The sequence below is a fragment of the Paraburkholderia sp. Ac-20336 genome (genome assembly GCF_017105025.1).
Lineage (GTDB): Bacteria > Pseudomonadota > Gammaproteobacteria > Burkholderiales > Burkholderiaceae > Paraburkholderia.
In genome coordinates this window covers 1-17,295 of record NZ_JAAGPS010000009.1, presented here as the reverse complement: position 1 = coordinate 17,295, position 17,295 = coordinate 1, and the positions used below count along the sequence as shown (strand labels likewise).

18 protein-coding genes are annotated in these 17,295 nt (G+C 66.5%); 11 read left to right on the top strand and 7 right to left on the bottom strand.

Features of this window, described 5'->3' with window-relative positions; translation table 11 throughout:
• Positions 1-2 precede the first annotated feature (2 nt).
• Positions 3-1,220 (top strand): type II secretion system inner membrane protein GspF, encoded by a 1,218-nt coding sequence (gene gspF / locus GXB81_RS05785; RefSeq protein ID WP_167049120.1) that lies wholly within the window; start codon positions 3-5, stop codon positions 1,218-1,220.
• 93 nt (positions 1,221-1,313) lie between these two features.
• Here gspF and GXB81_RS05780 read toward each other — a convergent pair whose 3' ends face one another.
• Positions 1,314-1,727 (bottom strand): type II secretion system protein N, encoded by a 414-nt coding sequence (locus GXB81_RS05780; protein ID WP_167284418.1) that lies wholly within the window; start codon positions 1,725-1,727, stop codon positions 1,314-1,316.
• A gap of 134 nt (positions 1,728-1,861) precedes the next feature.
• Here GXB81_RS05780 and gspG point away from each other — a divergent pair, with 134 nt between their 5' ends.
• The 8 genes from gspG (at position 1,862) to GXB81_RS05740 (ending at position 7,824) form a co-directional block, all read left to right on the top strand.
• Positions 1,862-2,326 carry a type II secretion system major pseudopilin GspG gene (gspG, locus tag GXB81_RS05775; RefSeq protein ID WP_167049124.1) on the top strand — a complete coding sequence of 155 codons (465 nt, stop codon included), beginning with the start codon at positions 1,862-1,864 and terminating at the stop codon, positions 2,324-2,326.
• A gap of 25 nt (positions 2,327-2,351) precedes the next feature.
• Positions 2,352-2,828 carry a GspH/FimT family pseudopilin gene (locus GXB81_RS05770; RefSeq protein ID WP_240159290.1) on the top strand — a complete coding sequence of 159 codons (477 nt, stop codon included), beginning with the start codon at positions 2,352-2,354 and terminating at the stop codon, positions 2,826-2,828.
• A gap of 97 nt (positions 2,829-2,925) precedes the next feature.
• Positions 2,926-3,279, top strand: coding sequence for a type II secretion system minor pseudopilin GspI (gspI, locus tag GXB81_RS05765; protein ID WP_205988642.1), 354 nt, complete (start codon positions 2,926-2,928; stop codon positions 3,277-3,279).
• A complete protein-coding gene (locus GXB81_RS05760; protein ID WP_167284419.1) occupies positions 3,257-3,934 on the top strand; it encodes a prepilin-type N-terminal cleavage/methylation domain-containing protein in 678 nt (225 codons plus the stop codon). The genes gspI and GXB81_RS05760 overlap by 23 nt, the downstream gene beginning before the upstream one ends.
• 1 nt (position 3,935) lies before the next feature.
• Positions 3,936-5,078: a type II secretion system minor pseudopilin GspK gene (gene gspK / locus GXB81_RS05755; protein WP_205988622.1), complete on the top strand. Its 1,143-nt coding sequence runs from the start codon at positions 3,936-3,938 to the stop codon at positions 5,076-5,078.
• Between the two features lie 28 nt (positions 5,079-5,106).
• Complete coding sequence (gene gspL / locus GXB81_RS05750) at positions 5,107-6,516, top strand: type II secretion system protein GspL (RefSeq protein WP_205988621.1); 1,410 nt, start codon at positions 5,107-5,109, stop codon at positions 6,514-6,516.
• Positions 6,513-7,016 carry a type II secretion system protein M gene (locus GXB81_RS05745; RefSeq protein WP_205988620.1) on the top strand — a complete coding sequence of 168 codons (504 nt, stop codon included), beginning with the start codon at positions 6,513-6,515 and terminating at the stop codon, positions 7,014-7,016. Before gspL ends, GXB81_RS05745 begins: the two co-directional genes overlap by 4 nt.
• A 28-nt stretch (positions 7,017-7,044) precedes the next feature.
• Positions 7,045-7,824 carry a type II secretion system protein N gene (locus GXB81_RS05740; RefSeq protein WP_167285628.1) on the top strand — a complete coding sequence of 260 codons (780 nt, stop codon included), beginning with the start codon at positions 7,045-7,047 and terminating at the stop codon, positions 7,822-7,824.
• A 176-nt stretch (positions 7,825-8,000) separates the two neighbouring features.
• Here GXB81_RS05740 and GXB81_RS05735 read toward each other — a convergent pair whose 3' ends face one another.
• Both GXB81_RS05735 and GXB81_RS05730 read right to left on the bottom strand, forming a co-directional pair.
• Positions 8,001-9,650 (bottom strand): efflux transporter outer membrane subunit, encoded by a 1,650-nt coding sequence (locus GXB81_RS05735; RefSeq protein ID WP_167285629.1) that lies wholly within the window; start codon positions 9,648-9,650, stop codon positions 8,001-8,003.
• 290 nt (positions 9,651-9,940) lie between these two features.
• The gene (locus tag GXB81_RS05730; protein ID WP_205988619.1) at positions 9,941-10,327 is read right to left on the bottom strand and encodes a hypothetical protein; all 387 of its coding nucleotides are present in this window, start codon (positions 10,325-10,327) and stop codon (positions 9,941-9,943) included.
• Between the two features lie 255 nt (positions 10,328-10,582).
• Here GXB81_RS05730 and GXB81_RS05725 point away from each other — a divergent pair, with 255 nt between their 5' ends.
• The gene (locus tag GXB81_RS05725; RefSeq protein ID WP_167050088.1) at positions 10,583-11,089 is read left to right on the top strand and encodes a MarR family transcriptional regulator; all 507 of its coding nucleotides are present in this window, start codon (positions 10,583-10,585) and stop codon (positions 11,087-11,089) included.
• A 179-nt stretch (positions 11,090-11,268) separates the two neighbouring features.
• Positions 11,269-12,831, top strand: coding sequence for a DHA2 family efflux MFS transporter permease subunit (locus GXB81_RS05720; RefSeq protein ID WP_167285631.1), 1,563 nt, complete (start codon positions 11,269-11,271; stop codon positions 12,829-12,831).
• Positions 12,832-12,959: 128 nt separating this feature from the next.
• On the opposite strand, the gene GXB81_RS05715 is transcribed toward GXB81_RS05720, so the two are convergent.
• The 4 genes from GXB81_RS05715 to GXB81_RS05700 form a co-directional block, all read right to left on the bottom strand.
• Positions 12,960-13,466, bottom strand: a complete 507-nt coding sequence (locus GXB81_RS05715; RefSeq protein WP_205988641.1) for a hypothetical protein — start codon at positions 13,464-13,466, stop codon at positions 12,960-12,962.
• Positions 13,467-13,737: 271 nt separating this feature from the next.
• On the bottom strand, positions 13,738-15,354 hold the full coding sequence (gene gshA / locus GXB81_RS05710; RefSeq protein ID WP_205988618.1) for a glutamate--cysteine ligase: 1,617 nt from the start codon (positions 15,352-15,354) through the stop codon (positions 13,738-13,740).
• A gap of 318 nt (positions 15,355-15,672) precedes the next feature.
• Positions 15,673-16,590, bottom strand: coding sequence for a DNA-3-methyladenine glycosylase 2 family protein (locus tag GXB81_RS05705; RefSeq protein ID WP_205988617.1), 918 nt, complete (start codon positions 16,588-16,590; stop codon positions 15,673-15,675).
• On the bottom strand, positions 16,587-17,295 hold a 709-nt coding region (locus GXB81_RS05700; RefSeq protein WP_205988616.1), incomplete at its 5' end, for a methylated-DNA--[protein]-cysteine S-methyltransferase. The genes GXB81_RS05700 and GXB81_RS05705, both read right to left, overlap by 4 nt.

Below are 17,295 nucleotides of genomic sequence, written 5' to 3'. Positions count from 1 at the left end.
GCATGCCGGCATTTCGTTTTGAAGCGATCGACGCCGCGGGCAAGGCGCAAAAAGGCGTGCTCGACGCGGACAGCGCGCGCAGTGCCCGCACGAACCTGCGCTCGCAAGGGCTCACGCCGCTCGTCGTCGAACCGGCCGCCTCGCGCACGCGCGGCGAGCGCGATCAACGGCTCGCGCTCGGGCGTCGTCTGTCGCAACGCGAGCAGGCCATTCTCACGCGGCAACTCGCGAGTCTGCTGATCGCGGGGCTGCCGCTCGACGAAGCGCTCGCGGTGCTGACCGAGCAGTCGGAGCGCGATTACATCCGCGAGCTGATGGCGTCGATTCGCGCCGAAGTGCTCGGCGGTCATTCGCTGGCCAATGCGCTCACGCAGCATCCGAAGGATTTCCCCGAGATTTACCGGGCGCTCGTCGCGGCCGGCGAACATACGGGCAAGCTCGGTCTCGTGCTGTCGCGGCTCGCCGACTACATCGAACAGCGCAATGCATTGAAACAGAAGATCGTGCTTGCGTTCACCTATCCGGCGGTCGTCACGCTGATCGCGTTCGGCATCGTGACGTTCCTGCTCAGCTATGTGGTGCCGCAGGTCGTGAACGTGTTCGCGAGCACGAAGCAGCAGCTGCCGATTCTCACCGTGCTGATGATGGCGCTGTCGGGCTTCGTGCGGCACTGGTGGTGGGCGATGCTGATCGGTGTTGTCGTGGTCGCGTATCTCGTGCGCTCGACGTTGAAGCAGCCCGGCCCGCGTCTCGCGTTCGACCGCTGGCTGCTGACCGCGCCGCTGCTCGGCAAGCTCGTGCGCGGCTACAACACCGTGCGCTTCGCAAGCACGCTCGGCATTCTGACCGCGGCGGGCGTGCCGATTCTGCGCGCGTTGCAGGCCGCCGCCGAAACGCTCAGCAACAACGCGATGCGCGAGAACATCGACGATGCGATCGTGCGCGTGCGCGAAGGCACCTCGCTGTCGCGCGCGCTCGGCAACACGAAGACGTTTCCGCCGGTGCTCGTGCACCTGATCCGTTCGGGCGAGGCGACCGGCGACGTAACGACGATGCTCGATCGCGCGTCCGAAGGCGAAGCGCGCGAACTCGAACGGCGCACGATGTTCCTCACGAGCCTGCTCGAACCGCTGCTGATTCTGGCGATGGGGGGCGTGGTGCTCGTGATCGTGCTGGCGGTGATGATGCCGATCATCGAGTTGAACAACCTCGTGCAGTAACGGGCAGCCGCAGCGCGAGGAAGAACTGAAAGGCGAGGAAGAAACGGAAAGGATGGCGCGGCGGGCCGCAGCGGCCGCGCAACCGTTTCTGGTTTAGCGTACGTAGATGGTGGGGCCGCTCGCGTTGGGAGGCAGGAAGACTTCGGAGTGCGCGCCGTTGCGGTCGATGATGATCGAGCGGGCGCGGACTTCGGAGAGTTTGGTGCCTTGCATGAGCGTGCTGCCGAGCGACACCGCATGAGGCGGTTCGCCGCCGACGCTGACGATTGCCGCCGCGCCTTCGCGTAATGCGAGGATGCCGAACAGATGGATGTCCTGATTGACGTTGCGCTGGAGCTGTCCGCCGAACAGCGTCGCGGCCTGCTCGGTCGAGACCTGCGCATGCGCGGCGGCAGCCGGCAACGGCGCGCCGGACATCGTGGTGAGGGTGATGACCCAGTAGGTCAGCGTCGCGCAGAAAGCGGCGAACAGCGCGAGCGACAGGAGGCGGATTTGGATGGCGTTCATGCGCACATTGTACGGACTATTGTGAAAATTTCGGTGGGTTGAAACCCTTCAACTCCATGACATTAAAATGACCGACCCGGCGTGTTCAATATGCGCCCAAGTCGAAAATTTCACCTGAAAAGAGGTAGCAAGCTATGCAACTGTCGACCATTCGCCGCGCTGACAACGCGGGTTCGCGCAGCCGTCGCCAGCGCGGTTTTACGCTGATCGAAATCATGGTCGTGATCGCGATTCTCGGCATTCTCGCCGCGTTGATCGTGCCGAAGATCATGAGCCGTCCGGACGAAGCGCGGCGCGTCGCCGCGAAGCAGGACATCGGCACCGTGATGCAGGCATTGAAGCTCTATCGCCTCGACAACGGCCGCTATCCGACCCAGGAGCAGGGCCTGCGCGCGCTGATCGAAAAGCCGAGCACCGACCCCGTGCCGAACAACTGGAAGGACGGCGGCTACCTCGAGCGTCTGCCGAACGATCCGTGGGGCAATGCGTACCAGTATCTGAATCCGGGCGTGCACGGCGAGATCGACGTGTTCAGCTACGGGGCCGATGGCAAGGCCGGCGGCGAAGGCAACGATGCCGACGTCGGTTCGTGGCAATAGTCCGTATCGGTATTCCGAGAGTTACATGATGTCCACGCACGCGAGCCGGCGCCGCGCGGCCGGCTTCACGCTGCTCGAAATGATGGTCGTGCTCGTGATCGCGGGCCTGCTCGTGTCGCTGACCGCCGTGACGATGACGCGCAATCCGCGCACTGACCTGAACGAGGAAGCGCAGCGTCTCGCGCTGCTGTTCGAATCGGCCGGCGACGAAGCGCAGGTGCGCGCGCGGCCGATCGCATGGCAGCCGTACGACGGCGGTTTCCGTTTCGATCTGCGTACCGAGGACGGCTGGCGTCCGTTGCGCGACGACCTGCTCGGGCCGCGTCGATGGGAAGGCGGCGTGACCAGTGTCTCGATCAGCTATCCCGGTTCGGATTCGCAGGCCGATCGCATCGTCTTCGGCACCGAGGCGATCGACGTGCCGGTGCAGGTCACGCTGTTTTCGGCGGCCGGACAGGCGACGATCGTCGGCACCGGCAATGGCCGCTACGAGGTGCGTTGACATGCTTCGCCGCAGCAGGAACGCCTGCGCCCTTCCCCGCCACACGAACCGCAAGCCGCGCGGCCATGTTTCGCGTCACGCTGCGCGCGGCTTCACGATGATCGAAGTGCTCGTCGCGCTCGCGATCATCGCGGTCGCGCTCGCCGCGTCGCTGCGCGCGGTCGGCAGTCTCGCGAGCGGCGAGGCCGATCTGCATCAACGTCTGCTCGCCGGCTGGAGCGCGGACAACGCGCTCGCGCAATTGCATCTGACGCACGGCTGGCCGAACGTCGGCGAAACGCGCTTCGATTGCTCGCAGGGCAATCTGCAACTGGTCTGTACCGAACATGTGACGGCGACGCCGAATCCGGTGTTTCGCCGTGTCGAAGTCATGGTGACGATGCCTGGGCGCTCCGGCAATCTCGCTCAGATGGTCACGGTGGTCGCGAATGAAAACAACCGCTCGCTCTGAGCGCCGCCGCCGGGTCGGCGCGCGTGGCTTCACGCTGATCGAACTGCTGGTCGCGATTGCGATCCTCGCGGTGATCGCGGTGCTGTCGTGGCGCGGGCTCGACCAGATCATCCGCGGCCGCACGACGATTACGAACGCGATGGAAAACGAGCGCGTGTTCGCGCAACTCTTCGACCAGATGCGCATCGACGCGCGCCAGGCCGCCAGCGACGATGAAGCCGGTCAGGCCGCGGTCTCGATCTCCGGCAACACGCTGCAGATCGTGCGGTACATGGTTTTGCCGGGCAAGGCGCCGCGTCTGCAGGTCGTGCGCTATCGGATCGCCAATGGACGCGTGGTGCGCTCGGCGTCGCCGCCGCTTGGCAACGTCGGCGAGTTGCGGCGCGCGCTGAACGGCGGCGACAGCGAGGGCTGGAACGCGATCCCGCTGATGGGCGGCGTCGGCTCGATCTCGGCGCGCCTGTACGTGCCGAAGCTCGGCTGGACCACGCAGATGAACGACGTGCAGGCCGCGATCGGCGAAGCCGCCAACAATCTGAGGGTGCCGCAGCTCGGCAATGCGCCGATGCCGCGTTCGGCGACGGGACTCGAGGTGCGCATCGGCGCGACCTCGCTTGCGCGGCCCGTCACGCGTGTTTTTCTGATCGGAGAATGAAATGACGTTCTCCCCGTTATCGCGGCGGCGGTGTGCATCGGGTGCGCGAGTGCGCGCTCGCGTTCAGGGGCGCCGCGCGCGCGAGCGTGGCGTCGCGATCATCAGCGCGCTGCTCGTCGTCTCGCTCTCGGCGATTCTCGTCGCCGGCATGCTGTGGCGTCAGCAGGTGCAGGTCCGGCGCATCGAAAACCAGCGGCTGCTCTCGCAGGCGCAATGGGTCGCGCGCGGCGCGCTCGACTGGACCCGGCTGATTTTGCGCTCGGAAGGCGACACGTCGGCGGGCATCACGTATCTGGGCGGCTTATGGGGTGTGCCGATCGCGCGTACGCGCCTGTCCGATTTCCTCGGACAGATCGGCGAGGTGCGCGCCGAGGAAGGCGCGGCCACGTATCTGTCCGGTTCGATCGAGGACGCGCAGGCCAAATTCAATCTGCGCAATCTTGTGGCGAGTCCCGCGCCCGGCGTGATGCAGCTGAACGCGGAGCAGACCGCCGCGTATCAGCGCCTGCTGATCTCGCTCGGCCTGAGCGGCCAGCTCGCCAAGGCCACCGCGTTGCAGATGCGCGCCGCGCTCTCGCAATCGGCGACGCGCTTCCAGACCGGCACGCCGACGAGCAGCGCGACGCCGGTCGGCGGCGGTGGGGGCGGGGGTGGCACAGGCGGCGGCAGCTTCACGAGCCAGCCCGGCATCGAGGACGCCGACGAGAACCCGGCGGTCGCGCCGCTGCAGCTGATCGGCGTCGACTCGCTGCTCGACATTCCCGGCTACACGCCCGAAATCGTCGAGCGTCTGCGCCCGTTCGTCACCGTGTTGCCAACGATTACGGCGCTCAATATGAATACCGCGTCGGCCGAAGTGATCGCGGCCGTCGTCACAGGCATGACGGTGTCGCAGGCGCAGACGCTCGTTGCGCGCCGGCAGACCGTGTTTTTCCGCAACACCGGCGACGTGCAGCTCGCGCTGACCGCCTCAGGCGTGCAGTCGGCGTCGATCGATGCGAGCGAGTTCGACGTCAATTCGAGCTACTTCCTCGTTCACGGCAGCGTGCAGCACGAGCGCGCCACCGTGGACCGGACGACACTCGTCTATCGCGATCCATTGACTCACACTACGCGTATCGTGCGGGTGCAAGACCAACTATGAACTACGCAATCCCGAGAGAGAGTGGCCTTTGAGCACGCTGATCGTTCTATTGCCGCCGCGTGATCCGGCGGTGCCCTCGCAGGAATGGCAACTGCCCGAGCTGCCGTTCGTCCTGCTCGACAAGACGGGCCGCACGCAGCGCGCCGGCCGTTCGGCGCTCGCGCTGCTGCCGCGCGCGAGCGTGGCCGTGCTGATGGTCGCCGCGTGCGACCTGCTGCTGATGCCCGCGACGCTGCCGCCGCTGCGCGGTCCGAAGCTGCGTCAGGCGCTGCCGAATATCGTCGAGGATCAACTGATCCAGGACCCGCAAACCTGCCATATCGCGGTCGATCCGCAAGCGCTCGGCGATGGCCGGCAATTGCTCGCGATCGTCGATCGCGGCTGGTTCCGCTTCATCTGCGAGGCAGTTACGGCGGCTGGCCATCGCAGCCTGCGCGCGGTGCCGGTCACGCGTTGCCTGCCGCAGGTGCCCGTGATCGAGACGCCCGCGAGCGTCGGCGAGACGGCCGACGCTCGCGAGCCGGTCCTGGCCGGCGCGGCGGGTGGCGCGAATGCGCTGCCGGATGCCGCGTCCGCCGCCGCACCCGAGGCGCCGCCGCTCGTGCCGATGGTCGCCGCCGTGCTCGGCGCGGTCGTGCAGACCGCGCCCGCCCTGCTGCTCGAAGGCGCGGTCGAGAGCGGCGTGCCGCGCGTCGAACTCGCGATTGCGCGCGGCGTGCAAGGCGAAGGGCTTGCGGCGCCGGCCAATGCCGTGAACGCGACGCTGGCCGCGCTCGCGGGCGCTGTGCCGGTGTCGCTGTATATGCTGACCGAGGTGCCCGGCAACGAACCGGGGTCTTCCGCGACGAGTCCCGCGCGGCTCGCCGCGCACGTCCACGGCGCGAGTCCGCTGCCGTTCGAACAGCTTGCGCGGCGCGCGCTCGAATGTCGCTTCGATCTGTGCCAGTTCGAGTTCGCCTCGCAGCCGTGGCGGCTCGATCGCGCGACGCTCCGGCGTCTGCGTCTGCCGATCCTGCTCGCGGTCGCGGCGCTCGTCGTCGCGGTCATCGGCGCGAACGTGCAGTGGCTGATGCTGTCGCGCCAGCGCGACGCGATCAACACGCAGATGACGGAGCTGCTGCTCAACACGTTCCCGAAGACGACGGTCGTGCTCGACGCGCCCGACCAGATGGCGCGCCAGGTGCAGCAGTTGCGTGTCGCGGCGGGCGAACTGTCGCCGGAAGATTTCCTCTCGCTCGCCGATGGCCTCGCGCGCTCGCTGTCGCCGCTGCCGGTCAACGGCATCGCCGCGCTCGACTATCACGATCACCGCCTCGAGGTGACCTTCAAACCGGAGATCAAGGTCGATCCCGATTTTGCGAAGCGCCTCGAGCGCAACGGACTCACCGGCGCGATCGACAGCAACACCGGCAAGTGGACCATCAGGAACGGACAATGAAAGCTGAACTCGCTCAAACATGGGCCGGATTCTGGGACCAGCGCACCGATCGCGAAAAGGGGCTGCTGACGTGGGGCGGCGGCGTGCTCGCTCTGGTGGTCGCGTGGTCGGTGCTGTGGGCGCCGGCGCAGGACGGCCGCTCGCACCTCAAGGAATCGCTGCCGGCGCTGCAACGGCAACTCGCGCAGATGACCGCGCAGGCGAACGAGGCGCGTTCGCTCTCGGCGGCCGCTCAGGGCGTGGCGCCGACCGGCGCGGCCTTGAAGGATGCGCTGACGGCGTCGCTCGGCGATCACGGATTGACCGCGACGCAGGTGCAGTTCATCGGCAACGCGGTGCAGGTGCAGATGAAGAACGTCGCGTTTCCGGCCTGGACGACATGGGTCGACGACGTGCGCAAGCAGTTCAAGGTGCAGGTCGCCGAGGCGCACATCACCGCGTTGAAGGACGACGGCCAGGTGGACCTGACGGTGTCGTTGCAGCCGTCGACCGCAAAATAAGAATGAGCCGTTCGCTACAGGATTTCGCATGAATTACTGGATGTGGCGCGTACGTATCGCGCTGCCCTGGCTCGTGGTCGCGTTGTTGTCGGCCGCGGCCGTGATGCTGGCCTTGCTGCCGGCCGCCTGGATCACGCCGCAGTTTGCGCGGCAGACCCACGGCCACGTCAATTTCGTCGACGCGGAAGGCTCGCTCTGGCACGGCTCGGCCACACTGATGCTGGCCGCCGGTTCCGACATGAGCACGGCCACCTTGCTGCCTGGCCGGATCGAATGGCATACGGCGTTCTGGCCATTGTTCACGGGACGCGTGCGCATGGTCATGCGGCACAGCGAGGCGATGCCCGAGCCGGTCACGGTCGACGCGACGCCGCGCGGTGCAACCATCACGCCGGGCGCGCTCGCGGTGCCGGCGTCGCTGCTCGTCGGGCTCGGCGCGCCGTTCAATACGCTCGATCTGCAGGGCGACGTGCAGCTCTCGTGGACGGACTGGCGCAGCTTCAATGGCGAAGCGTTCGGGCAACTGACCATGACGCTGACCGACGTCAGCTCGCGGATTTCGCTCGTCAAGCCGCTCGGTTCGTATCGGGTCCGTTTGCAGGCGCAGGGCACTTCGTCGACGCTCGATCTGAGCACGCTCAAGGGACCGCTGATGCTGAACGGCAGCGGCACGGTGTCGGCGGCTTCGACGTCGTTTCATGGCACGGCGAGCGCCGCGCCCGAGGCGCGCGACAACCTGGCCGGCCTGCTGAATCTGCTAGGCCGGCCGAGCGGGCCAGATACGGTGGCGCTGGCTTTCGTGCACTGATTTTCGTGTGCTGATGCGTGCGCGTTGCTGACGTGTGGCGCGATGAAAAAAAGAGGCATGGCCGCGTTGCGCGGTCATGCCTCTTCTGTTTTTGCGGTCCTGCTTTGCTTTGCTCTTGCTTCGCTTTGCGATTGATTCTTCGTTGATGCTTCAGCGGTTCGCGAGCGGCGTGGCGTTTATTTGCCCGGCACTTGGGGTTGCGCCTCCATGCCGTTCTGCGCCGTGTTTGGCATCTCGCTACGCGCTACCGGCGTGGCGGCCATCGCCACGGCAGCGCCGCTTGCCGCGGCTGCCGCGCCCGGCGTGACCGCAGCCGCAGCCGGCAACGGAGCCGGCGCAGCCACCTCGCCCGTCTCACGATTCATCTGCGACGCGTCCCAGCCGCCGCCGAGCGCCTTCACCAGCCCCACCGACGACACCATCCGCTGCCCCGCGATGCTCTCGAGCTTCTGCTCGGCCGTGAACGCGGTGGTCTGCGCGGTCAGCACGTTGACGAAGCCGACCGTGCCCGCCTTGTACTCGTTGGTGACGATCGCGAGCGCCTGGCGGGCCGACTCGACCGCCTGCCGCTGCACGACGATTTCCTGTTCGAGGATGCGCTGCGACGCGAGGTTGTCCTCGACGTCCTGGAACGCGGTCAGCACCGTCTGACGATAGGTGGCGACGTCGGCGTCGTAGGCGGCGCGCGCGGCGTCGGTTTGCGCCTTGCGCAGGCCGGCGTCGAAGATCGTCCCGGCGAGTTGCGGGCCGAGCGTCCAGAAGCGCGACGGCAAGGTCAGCAACTGCGAGAACACCGAGTTCTCGAAGCCGCCGGTCGCCGATACCGTCAGCGACGGGAAGAACGCCGCGATCGCGACGCCGATCTGCTCGTTTGCGGCTGCGGCCTTGCGCTCGGCCGAGGCGATGTCCGGCCGCCGTTCGAGCAGCGCCGACGGCATTTGCGCGGGCACGGCGGGTGGCGTCGCGGTGAGCGGCATCGGCGGCAGCGAGAACATCGAGGCCGGCATGCCGATCAGCACTGCGATCGCATGCTCGTCCTGGGCGCGCTGGATGCCGTTGTCGATTGCCGCGGCCTGCGCCGATTGCAATTGCGTTTGCGCCTGAATCACGTCCGAGCGCGCGGCGACGCCGGCCGCGTACTGGTTCTGCGTGAGTTGCAGCGAGCGCTGATAGGCCGCGACGGTGTCGTCGAGCAGCTTTTGCGTGGAGTCGAGCGCGCGCAGCGAGAAGTAGGTTTGCGCGAGCGTGGCCTGAGCCGACAGGCGCGCGTTCGCGAGGTCGGCGGCGGCGCCCTGCTGGCCGGCCTTCTGCGCGTTGACCGAGCGCGTGACCGAACCCCACAGGTCCGGCTCCCAGCTGGCGTCGAGCTGGACGTTGAAGTTGTTGTTGATGCCGGTGCGGTTTGTCGCCGTCGTCGAATTACCGCCCGACGACGTGCCGTTGCCCGAGCGCGTCGCGCCCGCCGACGCGCCGATGGTCGGGAAATACGCGGCACGCGCCTCGCCGACCAGCGCGCGCGCCTGCCGGTAGCTCGCGGCGAACTGCGCGATGGTCTGGTTCGCGGCGTTCAACTTGTCTTCGAGTTCGTTGAGCTTCGGGTCTTCGTAGATGGCCCACCAGTCGCCACGATCGTACTGATCGGCCGGTTCGGCGACCTTCCAGCCGGGGGCGGCTTCCTTGTACGACGCCGGGATCTCGGTGGCCGGCCGCTGATAGTTGGGGCCGACCGCGCAGGCGGCCACGAGCATCGCGCAGGCCGCGCTTACGGCAAGGGTCAGAGCGCGCGGCGCAAGCGGCCGCGCGCGCGAGGTTCGATCAGACTGCATGCAATGGATTCCTTCTGGACGCCGCGGTGCGGCCGGAGCGGCGCCACCGGCCGGGCGAGATCGTGGTCTGCCGGAATGTTAGCGTATGAGCCCGCACGAGCGCGGGAAACTGAAAGGTGAAAGCGTAATGCGTGGCTACGCGCAGGTGTGTTACTTGCGGTATTGAGATGGTTACGCGTTGTTACCGCGTGAGGCGAGGAGCGGCGGGCGCCGGGTGGCGCGTGTGTGGCGAGCGGGCAAAGTCGCGCGTCGAATCGCGGCGGACGCGCGCACTGAACGCGCGCCGACGATCAAACCCTCGTTTCCGCCGGTTTGGCCTGTCTTTGCCGCGCCAGCTTGCCGGCTGCGGCCCGGCACGGCTTACCGCCGCGCGCCTGGCAGCCCGTGGCGGCGTTTGCCGCGGGAGCCGCAATGGCTTTTGCCGTAGCCGCGCTGGCTTCCACGGACAGCACGATCGTCGGGTTGTCCACGGCCGCTGCCTTGTTCTTCGCGCGCTTCGTTTCCCGCCGATGCTCCACCCACGCGAGCAGCGCGACGCCGACCGATCCGCCCGGCAGCACGAACAGTCCTGCGAACAGCGCGAGCTTCCACCAGCGGTGCGGACCTTGGAAGTTCCTGTGTGCGGAATCGGTCAGTGAGCGGCTCAGGCCGCCAAGCGTGTTTTTGAGGTACAGCATCGGGGAAATCCTGTTTTTGCGCGTCGCGGAGCCGCGGCGTGCGGACGATCGGTCAGAACATGGTCTCGAAAGGCGCGTATCGCGCGAAACTCATTGCTTAACATAATATTGACTATGCAATTAGTTTTCAACATACTGCACTCCTTGAACGACCGGAGTGTTGTTTTTCTGCCGGTCAGTCGTTTGAAAATGCGATTTGACTTGCCTGCTTAGGCAGCTAAACTTCCCTCTGCCTGTCGATGTTGCGGATACACCATGGCTGATGGCCCTTACCACGCGGACGAGACCGATCTCACGACGAGTCTCGGCTATTACCTGACGAAAGCGCGCAACGTGCTGGTCGAGCGCACGGACCGCGCGGTCAAGCCGCTGGGGCTGACCGCGCAGCAGATCGGCGTGATCCTGATGCTGTCGTCGCGGCGCGCGAGCACGCCGTTCGAGCTGTCGCGCGCCATGTCGTACGACAGCGGTTCGATGACGCGTCTGCTGGATCGTCTTGAAAAGAAAGGTTTTGTGGTGCGCACGCGCAGCAGCGACGACCGGCGCATGGTGAAGCTGGAACTGACGCCGCAGGGCCATGACGCCGCGCGGCAATTGCCGGGCCTCGGCGTCGCGGTGCTCAACGAGCAGCTGCGCGGTTTCAGCGCCGACGAACACGCCACGCTGATTCATCTGCTCAGCCGCTTCATTGCGAACGGGCCGGACGGAGGGGGCGGCGGATGTTGTGGATTGACCGCGCAGCCGGATGTGCCGGACGCGTGATCTGAAGACCCATCGCCGCAAGGCGGTGGCGCGCAACAACAAGGCAACGAGGCGCTTCCCCAGGCGCCATTGCCTGAAGAAAGCTGTCTGGGCAGAGGATGATGCGGCATGAAAGCGGCGCGTTTGAAGCGCGCGATAAAGCTGCTGTGACAAGCTTTCCCGGCTGAGGAGAACAACCTATGGATGCCACGGCTTCCGATGCTACGCCGCTTGCCGACGAACCCGCCCAGCTACAGGGCGGCACGCTTGCCCTGCTGACCGTCGGCCTTGCGCTCGGCACCTTCATGGAGGTGCTCGACACCTCGATCGCGAACGTCGCGGTGCCGACCATTTCCGGCAGCCTCGGCGTTGCCTCCAGCCAGGGCACCTGGGTGATCTCGTCGTATTCGGTCGCCTCGGCGATTGCCGTGCCGCTGACCGGCTGGCTCGCGCGACGCGTCGGCGAAGTGCGGCTGTTCACGCTGTCGGTGCTGCTCTTTACGCTCGCGTCGGCGGCCTGCGGCTTCGCGCACAACTTCGAATCGCTGATCGTGTTCCGGCTCGTGCAAGGGCTCGTGTCCGGGCCGATGGTGCCGCTCTCGCAAACGATCCTGATGCGCTCTTATCCGCCCGCGAAGCGCGGACTCGCACTCGGCCTCTGGGCGATGACCGTGATCTGTGCGCCGATCTTCGGTCCCGTGATGGGCGGCTACATCACCGACAACTTCACGTGGCCGTGGATTTTCTACATCAACGTGCCGATCGGCCTGTTCTCGGCGATTTGCGCGTACCTGCTGCTGCGCGGCCGCGAGACGAAGACGACGCAGCAGCGCATCGACGTGATCGGCCTCGCGCTGCTCGTGACCGGCGTGTCGTGCCTGCAGATGATGCTCGACCTCGGCAAGGACCGCGACTGGTTCAATTCGACGTTCATCGTGACGCTCGCGGTGATCGCGCTCGTGTCGATTGCGTTCCTGCTCGTATGGGAGTTGACGGAGGAGGAGCCGATCGTCGATCTGTCACTCTTCAAGGATCGCAACTTCGCGCTCGGCGTCGTCATCATCTCATTCGGCTTCATGGCGTTCTTCGGCTCGGTGGTGATCTTCCCGCTGTGGCTCCAAACGGTAATGGGCTACACGGCCGGCCTCGCGGGCCTCGCCACGGCACCCGTCGGATTGCTCGCGCTGTTCCTCTCGCCGATGATCGGCAAGAACATGCATCGGCTGAATCTGCGCATGGTCGCGAGCTTCGCGTTTATCGTGTTCGCGATCGTGTCGTTCTGGAACTCGACGTTTACGCTCGACGTGTCGTTCGGTGGCGTGATTCTGCCGCGGCTCGTGCAGGGCATCGGCGTGGCGTGCTTCTTCGTGCCGATGACGACGATCACGCTCTCCAGCGTGTCCGACGAACGGCTCGCGAGCGCGTCGGGTCTGTCGAATTTCTTCCGCACGTTGTCGGGCGCGATCGGCACGGCCATCAGCACGACGTTCTGGGAGAACGACACGATCTATCACCATGCGATGCTCGCCGATACGGTCAACGTGTATTCGCCGAATACCAATGCCTATACGAATGCGCTCGCGGGCGTCGGGCTTTCCGGCGACAGCCTCACTGCTCAGTTGAACCAGGTGGTGACCTCGCAGGCGTACATGATGGCCACCAACGATTTCTTCCGCATTTCCTGCGCGGCGTTTCTCGTGCTGGCGGTGCTGGTGTGGATCACGAAGCCGCGCAAGGGCGCGGGGCCTTCGATGGGGCATTGAGCCGTTGCACGCCGATGCGGCGAGCGCGCATGCCGAAGCTCGAGCGCGGCGTGTCGTTCGCATCGGCGTAACGTGTTGTTGATGTGCGGGGCGTACCTGTGCGATCACTGCGACGCACGCCCCGCGCACTACTGCGACATCGCCTCGCCGTTCGGCGTCGCCGGCGGCTTTTCCGGCATTGCTTCCGGATGCATCGCGGCAGGCTCTGGCGATTGCGCGGGCTTTGCTCCACCCTGCGGCGCTTCAGCACTCGCGCCTCTCACGTACTGCTTGAAATCGGCGCCCGCTTGCCACGGGTTCGGCTTGCATCCCAATGCGCCGTCGCAATGCGCGGAGAAGCCGATGGTCGCGGTGCCATCCGGATTCGCGGTGCGCGTGATCTGATACGCGAGTGCGCGCTTGCCGCCATCGGGGCCGGTGGTCTGGATCAGCGAATCGGTTGCGGTTTCGATCTTGTACTTCGAATGACTCGCTACCCATGACTGCGCACGTTGCCACCAGAGATCGCATTCGGTCCGGCTCGAACACGTCAACGGTGTGGTCGCGATCTGCATGACGTCCGGATCGACCTGGCCCTGCGTCGAACACCCTGCCGTCGCCACCAGACACAGCGCGGCCCACAGACATTTGCTCATCACGTTGGTACCTCCCGCTGCGGAGCGTGTCATACCACTTTGGACCGCAACGCCGGGGCGGTGTTTCATGCGCCTCGGAGAATCGTTGGCGCGCGCGGAGAATTTGCCGATCGGTGGCGCGAACCGCAAGTGTCGTGCGTAAAGCCTACCAGCTGCCTACTCGTAGCCTACCCGCGGCTCATTTGCAGGATGCCCTGGGTCGAATGGCGCGGCGAACAAAAAAGCGGCCACGTGGGCCGCTTTCTCTTTCTTCACATCAGTTGCGCGTCGTTCAGACGCTAAAACGATTGAGCGTATACGCCCGATAAGCAGCGACGAACGCATCGAACGAACCGACTTCTTCGCGTTCGAGCTTCGCCTGTTCGTCGAGCGATTGTACCGCGAGGTCGGCGAACTCTTTCGCCTTCGCGGCATCGAGCGGACGCGAGCGGAAATACGCGGCATGTGCCTCGCTCTGTTCGAGACCGAACGCGATAAAGCTCTGCTGCCTGTCGCGCATCGTTTGCAGCACGCGCGCCGACGGCGTCAGCGACGCGTCCGCGAGTTTCGCGCGTTGCGCGGCCACGGCGCGCGCATGCGCGTCGCCGCCCTGCAGCGTGTCGAGCGCGGCCGCGGCCGCGTCGATCTTCGCGAGCAGTTCGTCGGCCCAATCGGTCATCGCAACGGTCTTGCCGTCGCGGATCAGTTCGAGGCCGGGCTTGCGGCCTTCCATCGTCACGCGGCCGAAGTTCTGGTTCGCTTCGGCATAGGCGGGCGGCGGCAACGGCGCGCTGTCCTCGAGTGCACAGACGAGCAGATAGGCGTCGAGAAAGCGCGAGGTCTCCAATGAAATACCGGTCGGCTCGAACGGATCGATATCCATGCAACGCACTTCGACGTATTGCACGCCGCGCGCGGCGAGCGCGTGCAGCGGCCGCTCGCCCGGATACGTGACGCGTTTCGGACGAATCGTCGAATAGAACTCGTTTTCGATCTGCAGCACGTTGGTGTTGATCTGCACCCACTCGCCGTCGCGTTGCGTGCCGATCTGCTCGTAGGCCGGATAGGGCTGGCTCACCGCTTTCGCGAGCGCGTCGAGATAGCCGGGCAGCGTGTCGTAGTCGGCGTGCAGCGCGGCTTGCGCGGTGGTGTTCGAATAGCCGAGGTCGCTCATGCGCAGGCTTGTTGCGTACGGGCGATACAGCGTGTCGGCGTCGAAGCTGTCGAGCGCGTGCGGGCGATCGCGCAGGAAGCGGCGATCGAGCGCCGGCGACGCGCCGAACAGATACATCAGCAGCCAGTTCGTGCGGCGGAAATTGCGGATCAGCGCGAGGTAGCGCTCGGACTGGAAATCGACGGCGTTCGCGGTGGACTGCTGATCCGCATGCAGCTGCCGCCATACTTCTTCGTTCAGCGAATAGTTGTAGTGGATGCCTGCGATGCACTGCATCGCGCGGCCATACCGCAGCGCGAGGCCGACGCGATACACGTACTTGAGCCTGCCGATGTTCGAGCTGCCGTAGTGCGCGATCGGAATGCCCTCGTCGGCGGCGGGCAGGAGGCCCGGCATCGAGTTGTTCCAGAGGATCTCGCCGTCGAGTTCGGCATAGACGAAACGATGCAGCGTGTCGAGTTTTGCGAGCGTGTCGGCAACGTCCTGTTCGGCTGGCGTAATCAGTTCGAGCAGCGCTTCGGAGTAGTCCGTGGTTAGCGAAGGATGCGTGAGCGCCGAGCCGAGCGCGCGCGGATGCTGCGTCATCGCGAGCTGGCCGTCGTGCGTGACGCGCAGGCTTTCCTTCTCGATGCCGCGCAGGCCGCGTATCAGCGCCTCGCGTTGCGGGCTCGAGGTCAGCACGGACAGGCGGTGCGAGAACGCATCGGTCGTGCGGGAAGGTTTCGTGTTTGGCATTGATGCGAGTCGCGCGTTGCCGCCGCAGCGTACCGCCTGGCCTGATTATCACCTGATGTTTCGCTGGCGATACGGCGGTACGGTGCGGCGACAACGTTCGGCGGAATTTTCAGTAGCGGGCACTTTAACATCTCGCCAGAACGGCTGCTTGCGGCCACTTCGGCGGGATGCGCGCGCTGCTTGCCGGCGCGCCGCATCTGCTGTTCCGGCGACGCAACTCGCTGCTGCATGTTGCGTGACGCTATTCGTGCAGCGATCGCAAACCGCGTACGGCGGGTCGCCTCGCCTCACCTGGCCGTCGACATGACGGCCGTCGACTCAGCCGCCACGGGCCGCGCCTGCTCGATCCGCGATCTCGTTCCACAGATGCATCGCCGCGTACGCGCGATATGGCCGCCACGCATCGGTGCGGCTGCGCTGCTGCGCGGGGCGCACGAGCGACGGATCGCGCGCGCAGATTGCCTGCATCAGCACGAGGTCCGACGCGGGCCACGCGTCGGGGTCGCGCCAGGCGCGCATCGCGACGTACTCGACGGTCCACGGGCCGATGCCCGCGAGAGCGAGCAAGGCGGCGCGCAGGCTCGTGGCGTCGACGGTGTCGCTGTCGAGCGGCACCTCGCCGCTCGCGACCGCGCGCGCGAAGCCTTGCAAGGCGGCGACGCGTTTGCCCGGCATGCCGATCTGCGCGAGGTCGACCTCGGCCAGCGCGGCGGGCGTCGGGAAACGCCACGCGGTGTTCTCATGCGGATGAGCTTCGATGCGCTCGCCCGCGCGCTGCACGAGCCGTCCGATGATCGTCGTCGCGGCCTTCACGCTGACCTGCTGGCCGACGATCGCGCGCACCACGAGCTCGAAGCCGGACCATGCGCCCGGCACGCGCAGGCCGGGCACCGCCTCGACGAGCGGCGCGAGCCACGGATCAGCGGCGAAGCCCGCGGCAATCTGCTTCGGATCGGCGCGCAGGTCGAACATCTTCGCGATCGGCGCGGCGAGCGCGTCGGCGTGACGGCTCGCGGGCCCGTCGATACTCGCGACGATGCAGCGCTTGCGCGGATGCAGACGCACGCTGAGCGTGCCGCCGTCGCCGTTCCAGTCGATCGCGCGGCGATACGCGCCGTCTTCGACGGCTTCGACGCCTGGCGTCGCGCGGCCGCCGAAAAAGCGCAGCAGGCGCGGCCAGTCGAAGGGTGGTTTGAAGGGCAGTTCGAGGGTTGCGACGTCGTTATGCGTAGTCACGCGGCGTGATCCAGTCGGGATGTTGTTGTCTTGGCGGGGTTCGGGCTCGCGTCGTCGCGGCCTGCTTTGCGGTGGTCCGCCTCGCTGGCGCCGTGCGCCGCGTCGCCGGCGTGCTGCGCCTCGTTGTCGAGCAAGGCGGCCTTGCGCGGCAGCCCCCAGCGATAGCCGGCGAGCGCCCCGCCCTTCTGCACGACGCGATGGCAGGGAATCGCAAGCGCGACCGGATTCGTCGCGCACGCGCTCGCCACCGCGCGCACGGCGCGTGGCGAGCCGACCGCCTCGGCGATTTGCGAATAGCTGCGCGTTTCGCCGTACGGAATGCGCCGCAGCGCGTCCCACACGCGCTGCTTGAACGCGGTCGAGGCGATGTCGAGCGGCAGATCGAAGTCCTGGCGGGTGCCGCGCAGATACGCGTCGATCTGCGCGACGAACGGCGCGAGCCCGGCGGCGTCTTCGCAGAGCGCCGCGTTGGCGAATTCGCCGCGCAGTTCGTCGATGAGCGGCGCGGGGTCGTCGCCGAAACCGATCTTGCAGATGCCTTTGTCGGTCGCGGCGACGAGCACGAAGCCAAGCGGGGTCGGCGCGCTCGCGTAGCGGACCGTGAGCCCCGCGCCCTTGCGGCGATACGCGGACGGCGCCATGCCGAGTTCGGCCGGCGCGCTGTCGTACATCCGCGACGGCGAGCCGAAGCCGGCGTCGAGCGTC

Bases quoted from the DNA above. Each gene is read 5' to 3' on its own strand.
- GXB81_RS05725 (WP_167050088.1), top strand. From the start codon at position 10,583: ATGGCTGATGGCCCTTACCACGCGGACGAGACCGATCTCACGACGAGT.
- GXB81_RS05760 (WP_167284419.1), top strand. From the start codon at position 3,257: ATGAAAACAACCGCTCGCTCTGAGCGCCGCCGCCGGGTCGGCGCGCGT.
- gspI (WP_205988642.1), top strand. From the start codon at position 2,926: ATGATCGAAGTGCTCGTCGCGCTCGCGATCATCGCGGTCGCGCTCGCC.
- GXB81_RS05715 (WP_205988641.1), bottom strand. From the start codon at position 13,466: ATGAGCAAATGTCTGTGGGCCGCGCTGTGTCTGGTGGCGACGGCAGGG.
- GXB81_RS05770 (WP_240159290.1), top strand. From the start codon at position 2,352: ATGATGTCCACGCACGCGAGCCGGCGCCGCGCGGCCGGCTTCACGCTG.
- GXB81_RS05730 (WP_205988619.1), bottom strand. From the start codon at position 10,327: ATGCTGTACCTCAAAAACACGCTTGGCGGCCTGAGCCGCTCACTGACC.
- GXB81_RS05720 (WP_167285631.1), top strand. From the start codon at position 11,269: ATGGATGCCACGGCTTCCGATGCTACGCCGCTTGCCGACGAACCCGCC.
- gspG (WP_167049124.1), top strand. From the start codon at position 1,862: ATGCAACTGTCGACCATTCGCCGCGCTGACAACGCGGGTTCGCGCAGC.
- GXB81_RS05735 (WP_167285629.1), bottom strand. From the start codon at position 9,650: ATGCAGTCTGATCGAACCTCGCGCGCGCGGCCGCTTGCGCCGCGCGCT.
- gspF (WP_167049120.1), top strand. From the start codon at position 3: ATGCCGGCATTTCGTTTTGAAGCGATCGACGCCGCGGGCAAGGCGCAA.
- gspK (WP_205988622.1), top strand. From the start codon at position 3,936: ATGACGTTCTCCCCGTTATCGCGGCGGCGGTGTGCATCGGGTGCGCGA.
- GXB81_RS05745 (WP_205988620.1), top strand. From the start codon at position 6,513: ATGAAAGCTGAACTCGCTCAAACATGGGCCGGATTCTGGGACCAGCGC.
- GXB81_RS05780 (WP_167284418.1), bottom strand. From the start codon at position 1,727: ATGAACGCCATCCAAATCCGCCTCCTGTCGCTCGCGCTGTTCGCCGCT.
- GXB81_RS05740 (WP_167285628.1), top strand. From the start codon at position 7,045: ATGAATTACTGGATGTGGCGCGTACGTATCGCGCTGCCCTGGCTCGTG.
- gshA (WP_205988618.1), bottom strand. From the start codon at position 15,354: ATGCCAAACACGAAACCTTCCCGCACGACCGATGCGTTCTCGCACCGC.